General features: G+C 62.6%; 15 protein-coding genes and 1 riboswitch. Of the genes, 5 read left to right on the forward strand and 10 right to left on the reverse strand.

Features of this window, described 5'->3' with window-relative positions:
* Positions 1-5 precede the first annotated feature (5 nt).
* From thiS to AB8A50_RS00650, 3 genes are all read right to left on the reverse strand, one after another.
* The gene (gene thiS / locus AB8A50_RS00640; protein ID WP_068732274.1) at positions 6-203 is read right to left on the reverse strand and encodes a sulfur carrier protein ThiS; all 198 of its coding nucleotides are present in this window, start codon (positions 201-203) and stop codon (positions 6-8) included.
* A complete protein-coding gene (locus tag AB8A50_RS00645; RefSeq protein WP_439076410.1) occupies positions 194-1,231 on the reverse strand; it encodes an FAD-dependent oxidoreductase in 1,038 nt (345 codons plus the stop codon). Before AB8A50_RS00645 ends, thiS begins: the two co-directional genes overlap by 10 nt.
* A riboswitch (TPP riboswitch) is annotated at positions 1,219-1,363 on the reverse strand. (Overlaps the previous gene by 13 nt.)
* Positions 1,364-1,451: 88 nt before the next feature.
* The gene (locus AB8A50_RS00650; protein ID WP_439076411.1) at positions 1,452-1,958 is read right to left on the reverse strand and encodes a transglycosylase SLT domain-containing protein; all 507 of its coding nucleotides are present in this window, start codon (positions 1,956-1,958) and stop codon (positions 1,452-1,454) included.
* Positions 1,959-2,177: 219 nt separating this feature from the next.
* On the opposite strand from AB8A50_RS00650, the gene AB8A50_RS00655 reads away from it, so the two are divergent.
* Positions 2,178-3,665 carry a hypothetical protein gene (locus AB8A50_RS00655; protein WP_439076412.1) on the forward strand — a complete coding sequence of 496 codons (1,488 nt, stop codon included), beginning with the start codon at positions 2,178-2,180 and terminating at the stop codon, positions 3,663-3,665.
* A 3-nt stretch (positions 3,666-3,668) separates the two neighbouring features.
* Here AB8A50_RS00655 and AB8A50_RS00660 read toward each other — a convergent pair whose 3' ends face one another.
* Both AB8A50_RS00660 and AB8A50_RS00665 read right to left on the reverse strand, forming a co-directional pair.
* Positions 3,669-4,991, reverse strand: a complete 1,323-nt coding sequence (locus AB8A50_RS00660; RefSeq protein ID WP_439076413.1) for an ATP-binding protein — start codon at positions 4,989-4,991, stop codon at positions 3,669-3,671.
* 10 nt (positions 4,992-5,001) lie between these two features.
* Positions 5,002-5,739 carry a response regulator gene (locus AB8A50_RS00665; protein ID WP_439076414.1) on the reverse strand — a complete coding sequence of 246 codons (738 nt, stop codon included), beginning with the start codon at positions 5,737-5,739 and terminating at the stop codon, positions 5,002-5,004.
* 170 nt (positions 5,740-5,909) lie between these two features.
* Between AB8A50_RS00665 and AB8A50_RS00670 the strand changes: the two genes are divergently transcribed.
* The 3 genes from AB8A50_RS00670 (at position 5,910) to AB8A50_RS00680 (ending at position 7,685) form a co-directional block, all read left to right on the forward strand.
* A complete protein-coding gene (locus tag AB8A50_RS00670) occupies positions 5,910-6,503 on the forward strand; it encodes a hypothetical protein (RefSeq protein ID WP_089267575.1) in 594 nt (197 codons plus the stop codon).
* A 158-nt stretch (positions 6,504-6,661) separates the two neighbouring features.
* Positions 6,662-7,039, forward strand: a complete 378-nt coding sequence (locus AB8A50_RS00675; RefSeq protein WP_120289287.1) for a PRC-barrel domain-containing protein — start codon at positions 6,662-6,664, stop codon at positions 7,037-7,039.
* A 79-nt stretch (positions 7,040-7,118) separates the two neighbouring features.
* Positions 7,119-7,685, forward strand: a complete 567-nt coding sequence (locus AB8A50_RS00680; RefSeq protein WP_439076415.1) for a PRC-barrel domain-containing protein — start codon at positions 7,119-7,121, stop codon at positions 7,683-7,685.
* A 107-nt stretch (positions 7,686-7,792) separates the two neighbouring features.
* Here AB8A50_RS00680 and AB8A50_RS00685 read toward each other — a convergent pair whose 3' ends face one another.
* The 5 genes from AB8A50_RS00685 to AB8A50_RS00705 all read right to left on the reverse strand — a co-directional run bounded on the left by AB8A50_RS00685 (position 7,793) and on the right by AB8A50_RS00705 (position 13,004).
* Complete coding sequence (locus AB8A50_RS00685; RefSeq protein ID WP_439076416.1) at positions 7,793-9,343, reverse strand: DUF4403 family protein; 1,551 nt, start codon at positions 9,341-9,343, stop codon at positions 7,793-7,795.
* A 74-nt stretch (positions 9,344-9,417) separates the two neighbouring features.
* Entirely contained in the window at positions 9,418-10,113 is a 696-nt protein-coding gene (locus tag AB8A50_RS00690) for a L,D-transpeptidase (RefSeq protein ID WP_439076417.1), read from the reverse strand.
* Positions 10,114-10,331: 218 nt separating this feature from the next.
* The gene (locus AB8A50_RS00695; protein ID WP_089267362.1) at positions 10,332-11,186 is read right to left on the reverse strand and encodes an ABC transporter permease; all 855 of its coding nucleotides are present in this window, start codon (positions 11,184-11,186) and stop codon (positions 10,332-10,334) included.
* A gap of 1 nt (position 11,187) precedes the next feature.
* Positions 11,188-11,991 carry an ABC transporter ATP-binding protein gene (locus AB8A50_RS00700; RefSeq protein WP_439076418.1) on the reverse strand — a complete coding sequence of 268 codons (804 nt, stop codon included), beginning with the start codon at positions 11,989-11,991 and terminating at the stop codon, positions 11,188-11,190.
* Positions 11,992-11,993: 2 nt separating this feature from the next.
* Positions 11,994-13,004, reverse strand: a complete 1,011-nt coding sequence (locus tag AB8A50_RS00705; RefSeq protein ID WP_439063330.1) for an ABC transporter substrate-binding protein — start codon at positions 13,002-13,004, stop codon at positions 11,994-11,996.
* 466 nt (positions 13,005-13,470) lie between these two features.
* Between AB8A50_RS00705 and AB8A50_RS00710 the strand changes: the two genes are divergently transcribed.
* The gene (locus AB8A50_RS00710) at positions 13,471-14,706 is read left to right on the forward strand and encodes an extensin family protein (protein ID WP_439076419.1); all 1,236 of its coding nucleotides are present in this window, start codon (positions 13,471-13,473) and stop codon (positions 14,704-14,706) included.
* Positions 14,707-14,714 lie beyond the last annotated feature (8 nt).

Raw genomic sequence — 14,714 nt, forward strand, 5'->3', positions numbered from 1 at the left:
AAGAATCAGCCTCCCTGCCGTGGCGTGATGATCTCGATCTCGTCGCCTGCCTTGAGTGGCGTCTGTGCCCATGCGCTGCGTGGCACGACGTCGAAATTCAGCGCAATGGCGCAATGGGTGCCTTCGTAGTCCAGTTCCTGCAGCAGCGCACCGACATGCGACGCCTCGATCTCGCGGTGCTCGCCATTGACGATCACTTGCATTGCATCACCTCATTGTCGATCTCGCCACGCTGCACATACGCGAGCGTCAGCTCCGCCAGCGCAGGCGCCAGCAGAAAGCCGTGGCGATAGAGGCCGTTCACCGCGATCGTGTTCTTGTCGATCGCGATGCGCGGCAGGTTATCAGGGAAAGCCGGGCGCAGGCCCGAACCGAATTCGAGAATGCGCGCTTCGGCAAAGGCCGGATGCACCGCATAGGCAGCGCCGAGCAGTTCGAGTGCAGAGCGCACGCTAACGCCGGTGTCCTCGCCTTCGATGGAGGTCGCACCGAGCATGAAGCGGTTCCCCGCACGTGGAATCACATAAAGCGGCCAGCGCGGATGCATCAGGCGGATCGGGCGCGAGAGCTGCACCTCGTCGGTCTCGACGATGATGATTTCGCCTTTGACGCCGCGCAGCTTCGGCGTGCTCGCATCATCACGTGCTGCAAGCCCGCGGCAATCGATCACCAGGCCGTCGAGGTCCTTCGGCTGCTGCTCGCTGTTGTATTTGATGATGCCGCCGGCGGCGGTGATCCGGGCGTGTAGTTGCGGGAGCACGCGGCGCGGCTCCACATGGCCTTCGCCGGGATAGAACAGCCCGTCGCGAAACCGGCCTTCGAGCGAGGGCTCGATCTCGGCGACGCCTGCTGCATCCAGCCGCGTATGGCCGGAGGTCATTTTCGCGAAACGCTCGAAATCGGCGCGGTCGCGCGCATGCGCCACGACCAGCGAGCCATTGAACGGTGTGTCAGGCAATTCCTCGCGCCACAGATCGAGTGCGCGCAAGCCGAGTCGCGACACCACGGGCTCGGAGACCTCGGCTTCGCACCAAGGCGCCAGCATGCCGCCGGCCCAATGGCTGGTGGCGTCGCGCATGCTGGAATCGCTGCGCTCATGCAGCGTCACGGCGTGGCCGGCCTTGGCTAGCATCAACGCCTGCCAAGCGCCGGCAATGCCAGCGCCAATCACTGATATCGATTGACCCGCCACGGGAGAGTCCCCGCGCGGAGATTGCGTAGCCTGAAACATCCCTGTCCCTTCGCCGGCATGACCCGGATCAGGTTCAAAGGGTCACCGCGGTCTCGCGCGTCTCTTCCGGAACAGGAAAAGTGCAAGCTTGCGGTATCTCAGCTCCTCGTCGGAGCCCCCCTCGGAACGACTCTAATGTAAACCTATGGATGGGCGTGTCAACGCGCCCCGGGAATCCCTTGACGTGTAATCCCTTGGGATTCCACCCGATCACGCACAATTACGGCTTCGGAGCCTGGGCGTTGGCATTGGCCGTGTTTTGCAGGTGGAGGCGCTCGGCATCCTTGGCGAAGAGTGGTTGATGCGGCGGCGCGGAAACCTCGCGGCGCTGGCGCTTGACGGCATAGTAGTAGCCGCCGGCATAGTAGGACACCGCGCGGTTGTGATTGCCGTTCGCGGCGCGATAGGCGCCAGCGAGATATTTCACCGCGTAAGTGAGATTGGTGTTGGGATCGCGGAGGCCTTCGGCGGTGCCGGTGTAGCCAACGCCGCGCGCGGTCGCGAGCTTGATCTGCATCAGGCCGATGGTGCCGCCGCGGCCGATCAGATTGGGATGATACTTGCTTTCGCGCACGATCACACGATGCACCAGCGCCTCGGGCACGCCATTGGCCTGGGCATGGGTGGCAACCATGGCGTCGTAGTCGGCACGCTGCTGCGCGGATGCCAGTTGCGGAAGAGCGGCAACAGCCAGAATCGTCGCCAGGGACAGAGAAATACGTTTCATGAATGGTCTCGAAAACTTCGGTCCCCCGCCAGTAGCGGAGGCGGTCTTTCAGACGGCCTAAACCATCCGATTCAATTATCCGAGATGAGGGCTCGAATTGCGTCTTTCTGTAGGCCAGATTCGCGAGTTCCGCCCGATATTTACCCCAAATTATGCCCTGTCGTGATTTGCTGCGGTATTCCAGCGCTTTTCTTGCGACTTTCCAGGGGCATGCCGAGCATGACGATGTCCGCCACCCATCCCGCCGAGGCCCGCAAGACGATGCACGGGCTGCTCCCGCTCTGGGCGGGAATCGCGGTCTATGCGCTGCTGCTGGCGGCGGGCAAAGCACTGCTCAACGATCCCGACACCTATTGGCAGATCGCAGTGGGGCAGTGGATTCTCGATCATCAGGCAGTTCCGCAGACCGACATCTATTCCTTTACGATGCGTGGCCAGCCGTGGATCTCCACGCAGTGGCTGGCGCAGGTGCTTTACGCGCTGGTCTATGGCGTCGCCGGTTGGACCGGCCCTGTCGTACTCGGCGCGGGTGCGGTCGCTCTCACCATCGCGGTGCTGACGCGGTTTCTCGACAAGCGTCTGCCGACCACGGCAACACTGGCGCTGGTTGCAACGGCTCTCACGCTGATGGCGGGGCATGTTGTTGCGCGGCCGCATCTGCTGGCGATGCCGGTGATGGTGGCATGGGTCGCCGGCCTTGTGAATGCGATGGATCGCAGGAGTGTGCCATCCTTCTGGCTGCTGCCGCTGATGGCGCTTTGGGCCAACCTGCACGGCGGCTTCATTCTCGGATTGGCGCTGATCGGTCCGATCGGCATCGATGCGATCTGGCATGCACCGAAGACGATGCAGCGCGCGCTGCTGCTGCGCTGGGCGCTGTTCGGCGTGGCCGCGCTCGTGGCGAGTTGCGTGACGCCTTATGGCTGGGACTCGCTGCTGGCGTCGCGTCGCATTCTCAATCTCGGCGAAGCGCTGGCGCTGATCGGCGAATGGCGGCCTGCGAATTTCAATCATGCCGGGCCTCTGGAACTGACCGCGCTGGTGGCGTTCGCGCTGGCGCTATGGCGCGGCATCACGCTGCCGCCGATGCGCATCGTGCTCGTGATCGGCTTCGTGTTCATGGCGCTCAGTCACGTGCGCAACGCCGAAGTGCTGGCGCTGCTGGCGCCGATGGTCTTGGCGACGCCGCTTGGCCAACAAATCGGTGGACCTCAGATGCCGGCGGCCAATCATGTATCGCCGTCGCGGCATCTGCTGTTCGCGGGGATCGCGATCTGCCTGATTGCCGGAACGTTCGTACTGGCGTCCGTGCAACGCTACATGCCGCTCGAGGCGGCTGCGCCCGCGAAGGCGGTGACTGAACTCCAGAAGCTCAAGCTCCGCCGCGTGTTCAACGACTACGACTTCGGCGGCTATCTGATCGCGCGTGGGGTGCCGACCTTCATCGATGGCCGTACCGAATTGTTCGGGACGAAGCTGATGGTCGACCACAACAATGCCAGCGGTCTGATCGAGCCCGACAACCTGTTCCGGCTGCTGAAGGATTACGACATCGAGGCGACCTTGCTGCGAACCCAGAGCGCAGCAACCAAGCTGCTCGATCGCGTCGATGGTTGGGAGAAGGTCTATAGTGACGACATCGCCACGGTCCATCTGCGCAAACCGGGTGCGGTCCACAGCGTCGCGCCTGCGGTGAAGGCGAACTGAGCGCTACGCTGCGGCTCTGTCCGTATCGCGTGCCGGCAGCGTGATGCGGACGATCAGGCCACGCGGCTGGCGATCCAGCAGTGTCAATTCGCCGCCATGGGCCAACGTTACGGCGCGGGCGATCGACAGGCCGAGGCCGAAGCCGGCAGCTTCATGATCCATGTTGCGGGCGTCGTCGCCGCGTACGAAGGGCTGCAGCATCGCGCTCTTTTGTGCGTCCGAAATGCCAGGACCGTCATCGGCGACGTCGATGATGGCGCCGCCCTCGGACATCGTCAGAGAGATATTCGCTTCCGAGCCAAACTTCACGGCGTTCTCGACCAGGTTGGTCACTGCGCGATGCAGATCGTCGGGCCGGGCCATCGCCATGGCATGGGACGGGCCCTGATAGGTCACCATATGCCCGATGTCGGCAAACTGGTCGGCGATCAGCTGCAGGGTTGTGGCGATATCCGTCAGCGTCATCTCTTCCAGCCGACGGTCGTTGCGCAAGAATGACAGCACGGCTTCGAGCATCGATCGCATCTGGTCGAGGTCGCGCAGCATGTGACGGCGATGGCCGTCATCCTCGATGAATTCCGAACGTAGACGCAGTCGCGTAATCGGCGTGCGCAGGTCGTGGCTGATCGCGGCCAGCATCTTGGTGCGGTCGTCGATCAACGTGCCGATGCGCTCGCGCATCCGGTTCAGCGCGCGTGCCACCGAGCGAATTTCTTCGGGACCGCGTTCCGGAAGAGGCTCAGCCGAGCCGTTCAGGCTGAACTCTTCTGCTGCCTTGGCAAAGGCCGAAAGCGGCGCGGACAGCATGCGGGCCGCCCACAGGCCCAGCAGCGTCAGGCTGATCACGACGAACAGAAACGTGAGAACCCAGGGACCGCCCAGAAAGAAGCCTGGTCGCCGCTCTGGCAGACTACTGAAGGAGAACATGTCGCCGTCCGGGAGGGTGATCCCGATCCGGTCCGGCGCGCCACCGATCGTCAGCAGTCGCGCGTCGGAACCAAGCAGCCGGCGTAAGCTGTGACGCGGATAGTCGGGGCCGTTGTCGGTTGTGATCGTTGCATCCCGAGGGACTGGCCGGATGTCGAATTTGGGAAAGGCGTTTTTCAGATTGACCAGAAGTTCCGGGCGATCGGCAATCGGTGTCGTCTTCAGCAAGCGAACGATCGCGATCAACTCGCCGTGGCCACGATCCCGCTCCTGATCATTCGGGTCCGGTCTCATCAGCGTGAACAGCAGCGAGAGAACGATGTGGATAGCCACGATCGACATCACCACCAGGGCGGTGATCTGGCCGCTGATCCGACGCAGATTGAGGACGCTGAACATCTCGCTGAAACTAGTTGGTCGTCGCCGTCGCGACCGCTTCCACCGTCGGCGTAAACATGTAGCCGCCGGAACGCACCGTCTTGATCATTTGCGCGTCCTGCGGGTCGATCTCGATCTTGCGGCGGATACGGCTGACCAGCACGTCGATGCTGCGTTCGAACGAGCCGGCGCTGCGGCCTTGCGTGAGATCGAGCAGGCTGTCGCGCGACAGCACGCGGCCCGAGCGCTCGACAAAGGCGCGCAGCAGATCGAATTCGGCCGAGGTCATGGCGACGCGCGCGCCTTCGGGATTACGCAATTCGCGCAGGCGCAGGTCGATCTGCCAGCCTGCGAATGACAGCGCCGCGGCGTTCGGCGTGGCGCTGGCATTGAGCGCCGTGGCCTGTCGGCGCAGCACCGCATTGATGCGTGCGAGCAGTTCGCGCGGATTGAAGGGCTTTGGCAGGTAGTCGTCGGCGCCCATTTCGAGGCCGAGGATGCGGTCCACGTCTTCGCCACGCGCCGTCAGCATGATGATCGGCAGTTGCGACTCGGCACGGACCTTGCGGCACAGGCTGAGGCCGTCTTCGCCGGGTAGCATCACGTCGAGGATCAGCAGGTCGACACGGGTGTCGGCCATCACCTTTTCCATCTCGCGCCCGTCGGCAGCGGTGGTGACGTTGCAGGAATTGGTACGCAGATACTTCGCGATCAGCGTACGGGTTTCGCGGTCGTCTTCTACGACCAGGATGTTCGGTACGTTTGCCATGCGAACTCTTTTGGCCGGGATCGGCGCGGGCTGCAGAAGTTTTTTGTTTCGGACTGTTGCTGGTGGCTGAGGCGCAACAAACCGCAACATGTCAGCAAGGCAATAACAAGACCTCGTTAAGAAGGTTAACCGCAAGTTGCGAGCACTAAGCAAGCACCTTGGAGCAGATCATGACCTCTATCTCGGCTGCGTCCAGCAGTTCCTACCAATCCCCCCTTCAGAAACTGCAGCAGGAGCTGCAGGCCGAGCTTTCCTCCGGAAAGATCAGCAGCGGCGATCAGGATGCGCTGTCTTCTGCTTTAACCGATATCGACTCGTCGCTGCAGGCCGACCGTTCGAGCCAGAGCAGCGGCAGCCGGCCGTCGCCGGACGAGATGAAATCGAAGATCGACGATCTCATCAGTGCCCAGGTGTCCAGCGGCAAGCTGACCTCGGACCAGGCCACCGAATTGCAGGGCGTGTTCCAGTCGGCCTTCGCCGATGGTGGTCCGGGTGGAGCAGGCGGCGCTCGCGGTGCCGGTGGTCCACCTCCTGGCGGTGGACCCGGCGGCCCACCGCCGTCGGATAGCGCCGATAGTACCGACAGTACCGATGATACGGACAGTGCGACCAGTATCTCCGATATCATGAAGCAGTTCCTGGACTCGCTGAAGCAATCGCTGGAGGCCTCGTCTTCAAGCTCCTACAGCGCGAGCGGCACCAGCGCTACAGCATCCAGCAGCAAGGCGTCATTCACGGCCCTGCTGATCGACTACCAGACCTGATACGAAGACCGCGACGCTTACGACCAGGCTGACGCCACCATCTTTCCCGCAAGGGATAAGGTGGTGGTTTCTTTTGTGCAGGTCACTTTCGCGCTATTGCCGGAACAAGGAACACGTCCGGGCATTGTTACCCCTTCAATTGATTTATGGAGGCGACAATGACTCCCGACGTCATGACGAAGCCGCATAGCCTGATTGCGAGCGACCGGATCGAGGGAACGGCGGTACGACGTCCGAATGGCGAACGCATCGGTCATATCGAACGTCTGATGATCGACAAGATCAGCGGCAAAGTGTCCTACGCGATCCTGAGCTTCGGCGGCTTTCTCGGTCTCGGCTCGAATCTGCTGCCGCTGCCTTGGGCGCGGCTGACCTTCAATCGCACGCTCGACGCGTATCAACTTGATATCAGCGAAGAGGAATTGCGCAGCGCGCCGTCATTCACCGAGAAACGCGAGTTCGACTGGGGCGACAGGTCGCAGGAAGAAGCGCTGCATCGCCACTACGGCGTCGCACCCTATTGGGGCGAATTCTAACGACCAATTTCGGTGGAACCGGAACAGTCATTGTACCTCCGCGTTGGTTTTGGACGACCCACAACGACAGGAGGAACATATGTTCAAGAAATACATGACGGCTGGTATCGTTGGTTCGGCGTTGCTGGCAACCGCAGCTTTTGCGCAGAGCCCGAGCGCAACTACGACAACCACAGCCCCGGCAGCTGCGCCGGTCACCGCATCTGATACGACGTTCAATGGCAACTGGCGTACATCGAAGGTGGTTGGTCTGAGCGTATATAACGAAGCCAATGAGAGCCTCGGCTCGATCAACGATCTCCTGACCGACAAGCAGGGGAACATCAAGGCGGTGGTGATCGGCGTCGGTGGTTTCCTCGGTGTCGGCGAACGCCTGATCGCCGTGCCTTATGACAAGATCAAATTCGTGAACGAGCCGGTCGCAACAATGGCGTCTTCAACTGGCGGTTCGTCGGGCATGAAGTCGACCTCGCCCCCTAGCGGCATGACCACGGGTGCAGCCACCACGGGTGCAGCCACCACGGGTGCAGCTCCCGCAGCCGTCGCGCCGGCCAAGGCGAATCCCTGGTATCCCGATCATGCCGTGCTAAGCGGTGCGAGCAAGGATCAATTGAAGGCGATGCCTGAGTTCAAGTATGCGATGTAAGGCCTTTTTGCGTCACGTTGTGACAACGCGAGCCAAGAACCAGTAGGCTGACGATAAGAGCGTGCCCGTTTTGCGGGTGCGCTCTTCACCGCGTCATCGCGCTAAATCTACAGCCCCGGCAACGCCGTCACATTTACATTGATGGCGCCATCGGCCTCCGCGATCACCCGGAGTGTCTTGGAATCGAAAGCGATGCCACCCAGGCGGAGGCTGCTGATCTCGGCGCCGACGCGGATGCCGTTTTCGTTCTTCTGGAAATCTGCGATGACGGCGGCGATCTTCTTTTGCGCGTTCGAGGCAAAGGGCTTCAGATCGATGGTCGCTCGTTCGGCCAGCGTCTTCTGTAGCAATGGCATAGCTGCACGTGCTGCCGCGCCGAGCAGGCCAAAGGCCGCTTCTGATTCAACGGCAAGTTCCAGATCGGTAAAGCGCAGCGTCTGTGCCGCTTGATCGAGCGCAGGCTTGCCCCAGACATGGACGGTTGCTTCGCCGCCAAGACCGAACCAGCTTTGCTTCTCCTTGGCATTCACCAGCAACGAGATGAGCAGGCGGTCGCCGGATGCCGAGACAGTTGCCTTCTTCACCGTCACTGCGACCGCGCCGGAATTGTCTTCCGGGAATGTCTTGCCGACGAGCTGCGCCTCGATGATCTTGTTCAGTTCAGTGAAAGGCATGTCCACGGGCACACCGATGCTGAGTTTGCCGGGGCCGGGCGGCACGATGGCGAGTGTGGCAGGGAACGGACAATTCGGCTGCGTCTGTGTTGAGGTCACGCGTGTTTCCGCCTCGACGCCGAGTGTCAGCGTTAAATTGCTGGCATCGATGCGCGGCTGGGCGGCGACGGCACGCGTCGGCTTCAGTTCGATGAACAGGTTCTGCAATGCGCTCGCACCTTGCAGCGGGATCGACCGGCAGAGTTTGGCCCATTCACGCCGGGCATTCTGTTCGAAAGCGGGATCGTTGCGCAGGCGCTGCTGCAGGGCGATGATCTGCTCGTTGACCGCATTGTCGATCATCGGCTTGACCTGCGCGGGCACATTGATGCGGGCGCCGGCAACCGCGACATTGGTGTCGCCGAGTGTCACCTGAGCGGTCAGGTTCGGGTCGATCCGCCAGTTCGGGGTCAGCCGGGGCTGCGCCGAGACCACCACATTGCCGCGGATTTCCGCATTGGCATTGACGTTCTTGATGTTGATGTTGCCAAGCTGCTTGGCAACATTGCCGCCGAGCAGGTTGCCGAGCGCGCCGCCCAGCGCATCGCGCACATTCGTCGAGATCGCGCCTGTGACATTGAGCGTGCCGGTCAGGGGCGCGGACATGGTCAGCGTGTCCTGCGCGCCGGTCGCCGCGATCGGACCGCGTGCGGCCGTCCACTTGATATCGGCATCCTGTAGCAATTGCTGCACAGGATTGTCAGCGGTGCCGTTGAAGCTGCGCGGTGCGCCGCGGTCGGCGGCATCGCGGATCGCGGTGAGTGCAATGGCGACCGGCGCGATGATGCTTGAACTGCGTGCGGGTGAGGGTGGCAGTGGCGGCAATGCGACCAGCACCGGCGTCGATCCGATGCCGCGCGGAGCCACATAGTCCATCACCTTGAGTGCGACCACGAAAAAGACGGCGACCAGCACCGCGCCGATGAGAATTGGTTTCAGACGCATGATGTCCCCGCTCGAAAACGCGGGGACATTACAATGCTGTGGTGACGTGCGCCAGTTATGAACCGTGCCCGACTTTAGCCACGCTTGCCGCTTGCGCTGTCTGCACGGCGATCCATCGGCAGCACGATGACCTTGGTGCCGACGGTGACGCGGGAATACAGATCCGACACGTCCTGATTGGTGAGGCGGATGCAGCCCGACGAGACCTGCGTGCCGATGGTCTCGGGCATATTGGTGCCGTGAATACGATAGATGGTGCCGCCGAGATACATGGCGCGGGCACCAAGCGGGTTACCGGGGCCGCCGGCCATGTGGCGCGGGAGATAGGGCTGGCGTGCGATCATTTCAGCGGGCGGGGTCCATGCCGGCCATTCGGCCTTGCGGGTCACCGTCTGCACGCCGGACCAGGTGAAGCCATCGCGGCCGACGCCGATGCCGTAGCGGAGCGCCTGACCGTTGCCGAGCACGTAATACAGATAGGTGTTCGGCGTATCGACGATGATCGTGCCGGCGGCCTCGCGGGTCGGATAGTTGACGATCTGCCGCCTGAAGCGCGCCGGCTGTTCGATGGCAGAGCGCTCGTCATCCATCTGCGGCGACTGCATATAGGGCGCAGGCTCGCTCTGGACCGGCGGCGCCATGAAGAACGGAAACAGCGGCAGCGGCGTTGCGGCTGCCGGATGGGCAAAGGAGAATGCGCCGGCAAGGAGCGCGCCGATTGCGACGGCAGCACGGCGAATTTTTCGTTCGAAAGAAGCGAGGGTGATCATGGGAATCTCCGTTTGAGCGCCTGTGAATGAGCGCCCGTTCGGCGCCTCGTTGGCAGGAGATGTACCCAGCGGCCGTTTCAGGAGATTTGCGTCAATTCTGCAAAACGGTTTCGTCGCGGCGGGGAAATGTGTCGTCGCGGGGGGAGGCGGACAACATTGTTGCACCGGGAATGACCGCCGGCGCGCTGATTTGAATCAAGCGCGCCGGGCTTCAGTGGTCACTCGTTAACGGTGGTATCCGGGCGCCATGTCAGCAGCCGGTTCTCGATCATGGTCAGGATCCATTCGGCCAGCAGCGCCACGATCGCGATAACGATCATCGCGGCGAACACGCCGTTGGAATCGAACGAGCCCTGTGCGGTCGCGATCAGCAGTCCCATGCCTTCGCGGGCGCCCAAAAACTCTCCGACGATGGCACCGACCAGCGCGAAGCCGAACGAGACATGCAGGCTGGCGAGAATCCAGGACAGCGCCGAAGGCAGCACCACCGCACGGGTCATCTGCCAGTTGCTGGCGCCGAGGATGCGCGCATTCGCGATCAGGTTCTTGTCGGCCTCGCGCACGCCCTGGAAGGCGTTGGCGAACACCACGAAGAACACCATCACGACGGCGAGTGCGATCTTCGATGCCGCACCAAGGCCGAGGGCCACGATGAAGATCGAGCCGAGCACGACGCGCGGGATCGAATTCGCGACCTTGATGTAGATCGAGAACACGTCTGACAGGAGTTGGTTACGCCCGAGTGCGATGCCGCACAGGATGCCCATGGCGGAGCCGATCAGGAAGCCGGCGCCGGCCTCGTAGATCGTCACCCAGATCTGCTTCCACAGTGGCCCGATGGAGGTGCCGTTTTCGGTCCAGTCGATCAGCTTGGTGACGATGCCGGATGGCTGGCCGAAGAAGAACGGATCGATCACGCCGAGGCGGACGCCGAATTCCCAGCCGCCGATCAGGAATACGAGAACGGCAAGCCGCAGCGCCAGCACCAGGCGCTGATGGCGGCGCAGGCGCTGGACGGCGGTCTCGATACGGCCGTCGGCGGCGAGGGGGGCGGTCACTGTTGTCTCGGTCATGTCAGTGTCCTGCCCGTGCGCGCAATACTTCCTCGCGCAGGTCGTCAGAGATCTTGCGGGCAATGGCGATGAAACGTTCGTCATAGCGCAGCGTCGCGACATCGCGTGGACGCGGCAGATCGATGGTGTGGACGGACTTTACCCGCGCCGGTCGTGTGGTCAGCACGGCGACGCGATCGGCGAGCAGGATCGCCTCGTCGAGATCATGCGTCACGAACAGTACCGCGGATTTCGCCTGCGCCCACAGCTGCAGCAATTCCTCCTGCATCAGTTCGCGGGTCTGCACGTCGAGCGCGGAGAATGGCTCGTCCATCAGCAGCACCTGCGGATTGTTGATGAAGGTCTGCGCCAGCGCCACGCGCTTGCGCATGCCGCCGGAGAGCTGATGCGGATGGTGATGTTCGAAGCCTTTCAGGCCGACACGAATGATCCAGTCACGCGCGGTAGCCTCCGCCTTGTCTTTCGGGACACCGTGAAACAGCGGCCCGGCCATGACATTGCCGAGCACGTCGCGCCATGGAAACACGGCATCCTGCTGGAACACGAAACCAACGCGGCGATCTACACCGGTCACCGGCGCATCGAATAATGTGACCTCGCCGCCTTGCGGGCGAGCGAGCCCGGCGATCAGCCCCAGGGTCGTCGACTTGCCGCAGCCGGTCGGGCCCACCACGGCCATGAATTCACCGGGCGCGATGGTGAGGTCGAAATCCTCCAGCGCGGAGAGAACGTCGCCCGAAGGCGTGACGAAGCGGCGCGCGACGTTCTTCAGCGCGACGGCGGAGGGCGATGCAATTGCTGACATGCTCAGTTCGTCGCGTTGGCTTTGACCACGAAATCCGTGGTGTAGGTCTTGGCCAGGTCGATGGTCTTGCCCTTGAGGTTGGGCGAGAAGCTGTTCAGCACGCTCAGCACCGATTCCGGCGCACCCGCCGGCATCATGCCGTCCACGGAGTATTGCGGCTTGCCTTCCTTGAGGCCCTGCACATAGAGGTCGAGCTCGCCGGCATAGTAGTCCTTCGGCATCTGCGCGGCGATTTCCTCGGGCGAGTGGCTGTTCATCCACTTCAACGTCTTCACGAAGGCATTGACGACCTTCTGCGCGGTCTCCTTGTTCGCCTCCATCCAGGCGCGGTCCATATAGAGACACGCGGCCGGATAATCGCCGCCGAGCGCAGCGCGGGTGCTTTCCGGCGTCCGCAGATCGATGCCGACTTTGGCCGTGCCGTTCTTCACAGCGCGCGCCACCGTCGGCTCCGTCGTCATGCCGGAGACGATCTTGCCCTGCTGCATGGAAGCCAGGAACGTATCGCCTGCGCCGACCGGCACCAGCGTGTAGTCCTGCATCTTCAGCCCTGCTTTGGCGGCGAGCGCGCGGGTCAGGAAGTCGGTGGCAGAGCCGAGACCGGTGACGCCAAGCGCCTGGCCCTTCCAGTTGGCGGGATCCTTCAGCTTGTCGGCGTCGGCGGCTTTCACCAGCACGACTTCGCCCGGCGCGACGGCGAATTGCACCACCGAGGTGATGAACTTGCCCTTGGACTGCAGGTCGATGGTGTGATCGTAGAAACCGACCACGCCTTGCACTTCGCGCGCGAGCAGGGCGGTCGCCGCCTGTGAGCCGGAGGTGGAGTTGAACAGTTCGACGTCGAGCCCCTGTTCCTTGAAGAATCCGAGCTGCGCCGCGAGTTTCGCCGGCAAATAGATCTGCTTGTCGATACCGCCAACCATGATCTTGATCGGGGTTTGCGCCGCAGCAGGGGCTGCAAGTGCAGCGGCGAGTGATACAGCCGCAATGGCTGCGGCAAAGAATTTGCGCATAGGCGTTTCCTGACTTCTGAATTCGGCGCTGGTCTACTGCGCGGGCGGTTGTCCCGGTCCATGCGCAAGCGCTCGTAACGGGGCATCAGGCCCCGGCCTGCGTCAAACTGTCAATCGGTTACTGGCAGGTCACAACAGCAAAAAGCGCCCGCTCGGGAGAGCGGACGCCATAGGTGAGAAAGCTTTATGGGATTAGGGCTCTACAGCACGCCAAATACGATAGCGCCGACGAAGGCGATTGCCGCATAGGCGGCCACAACGCTCAGTTGGCCGAACATAGTCATGGGAACCCTCCCTTTGACGTTGTCGCGCGGAGTAACGCGAAAGCTGGCGGTCCGTTCCCGCAGAAAAGAGAAGGAAGCCGACCAACTGCGGCCGTAGCGGTACGAGCGTCGGCAACATGGTAAATCAAACGTGAATTCAATGCGTTGAAGAGTCTTTAAAACATTTCGACCACCTTGCGCGAATGACGCGCAGAGTTCGTTTGTATCTCGTCGGCTCCGTCGTCCTTGTTTCGCTTGCGGGTTGCGGACGCGGTCTGTTTCAGACCCAGGAACGTGAACCATGGCGTGCCGAGGCAGAAGTCGCATGTCTCAAATCCGGCACGGTGAAAGAGGGGGCTGATCTCGTTCGGATCAACCCGATTTCCGGGCCCGGCGTCTGCGGCGCAGAATTTCCCTTGAAGGTCGCAGCTCTTGGCGAGGCCAGCAGCAGCTACGGTTTTGCCGATGAAACCTTGCGGCCGCCTGGCGGCATCAGCGGTGCAAGCCAGCCACGTTGGCCGGTGCAGCAGCAGCCACAGACCATGGCGCGTCCCGCCAGCAGCTATCCGAATTCCTATCCGCAAGCCGCACCGCAGCAGCCGTCCTATGGCGGCGCTGCCAGCAACAGCGGCCCGATCTCGCTGAACGCGCCGGGCGTGCCGCCGGACAATGAAGACGAAATCGAATTGCCGCCGGAAGGTTCGCCGCAGACGATGCGCGCGCCGCAGCAAGAGCAGCCGCGCGCGCCTTACGGCCGCTATAGTTCAGGTGTGCAGCAGAGCCAGCCGCCGCAGGACTATGCCCCACAGCGTCTTGGACCGGGACAGGGCAATGTCACGGGCTCGGTCGGCCCCGTCGTCGTGAAACCGACGGCGACGCTGGCCTGTCCGATCGTCTCGGCACTCGACAAGTGGCTCGCGGAGTCCGTGCAGCCGGCAGCGATGCGCTGGTTCGGCGTCCGCGTCGCCGAGATCAAGCAGATCTCCGCTTATTCGTGCCGCGGCATGAACGGCAACTCGCGCGCGCACATCTCCGAACATGCATTCGGCAACGCGCTCGATATCTCCGCCTTCGTCCTCGCCGATGGTCGCAGTGTCTCGGTGAAGGCAGGCTGGAAGGGGATGCCGGAAGAGCAGGGCTTCCTGCGCGACATCCAGGGCGGCGCGTGCCAGGTCTTCAACACCGTGCTAGCGCCGGGCTCCAACGTCTATCACTACGATCACATTCACGTGGATCTGATGCGCCGGCCCAAGCGCCCGGTGATCTGCCAGCCGGCGGCCGTGTCGGGCGAGGAGATTGCCGCTCGCGCGCAAAGTCGCAATCCCTATGCCGGGCGCAACAGCAATGACTACGGCGGCGTGACCGGCTCGATCGGGCGAACGGCCAAGAAGTCGACGCGCAAATCGCCTGACGACGAGGACTTCTACGAGAACGAATAGGCCGGCTC

This window comes from Tardiphaga sp. 841_E9_N1_2 (genome assembly GCF_051811065.1).
Classification (GTDB): domain Bacteria; phylum Pseudomonadota; class Alphaproteobacteria; order Rhizobiales; family Xanthobacteraceae; genus Tardiphaga; species Tardiphaga robiniae.

Coding starts and splice junctions, on each gene's coding strand:
- thiS (WP_068732274.1), bottom strand. CDS start 203: ATGCAAGTGATCGTCAATGGCGAGCACCGCGAGATCGAGGCGTCGCAT.
- AB8A50_RS00645 (WP_439076410.1), bottom strand. CDS start 1,231: ATGTTTCAGGCTACGCAATCTCCGCGCGGGGACTCTCCCGTGGCGGGT.
- AB8A50_RS00650 (WP_439076411.1), bottom strand. CDS start 1,958: ATGAAACGTATTTCTCTGTCCCTGGCGACGATTCTGGCTGTTGCCGCT.
- AB8A50_RS00655 (WP_439076412.1), top strand. CDS start 2,178: ATGACGATGTCCGCCACCCATCCCGCCGAGGCCCGCAAGACGATGCAC.
- AB8A50_RS00660 (WP_439076413.1), bottom strand. CDS start 4,991: ATGTTCAGCGTCCTCAATCTGCGTCGGATCAGCGGCCAGATCACCGCC.
- AB8A50_RS00665 (WP_439076414.1), bottom strand. CDS start 5,739: ATGGCAAACGTACCGAACATCCTGGTCGTAGAAGACGACCGCGAAACC.
- AB8A50_RS00670 (WP_089267575.1), top strand. CDS start 5,910: ATGACCTCTATCTCGGCTGCGTCCAGCAGTTCCTACCAATCCCCCCTT.
- AB8A50_RS00675 (WP_120289287.1), top strand. CDS start 6,662: ATGACTCCCGACGTCATGACGAAGCCGCATAGCCTGATTGCGAGCGAC.
- AB8A50_RS00680 (WP_439076415.1), top strand. CDS start 7,119: ATGTTCAAGAAATACATGACGGCTGGTATCGTTGGTTCGGCGTTGCTG.
- AB8A50_RS00685 (WP_439076416.1), bottom strand. CDS start 9,343: ATGCGTCTGAAACCAATTCTCATCGGCGCGGTGCTGGTCGCCGTCTTT.
- AB8A50_RS00690 (WP_439076417.1), bottom strand. CDS start 10,113: ATGATCACCCTCGCTTCTTTCGAACGAAAAATTCGCCGTGCTGCCGTC.
- AB8A50_RS00695 (WP_089267362.1), bottom strand. CDS start 11,186: ATGACCGAGACAACAGTGACCGCCCCCCTCGCCGCCGACGGCCGTATC.
- AB8A50_RS00700 (WP_439076418.1), bottom strand. CDS start 11,991: ATGTCAGCAATTGCATCGCCCTCCGCCGTCGCGCTGAAGAACGTCGCG.
- AB8A50_RS00705 (WP_439063330.1), bottom strand. CDS start 13,004: ATGCGCAAATTCTTTGCCGCAGCCATTGCGGCTGTATCACTCGCCGCT.
- AB8A50_RS00710 (WP_439076419.1), top strand. CDS start 13,471: ATGACGCGCAGAGTTCGTTTGTATCTCGTCGGCTCCGTCGTCCTTGTT.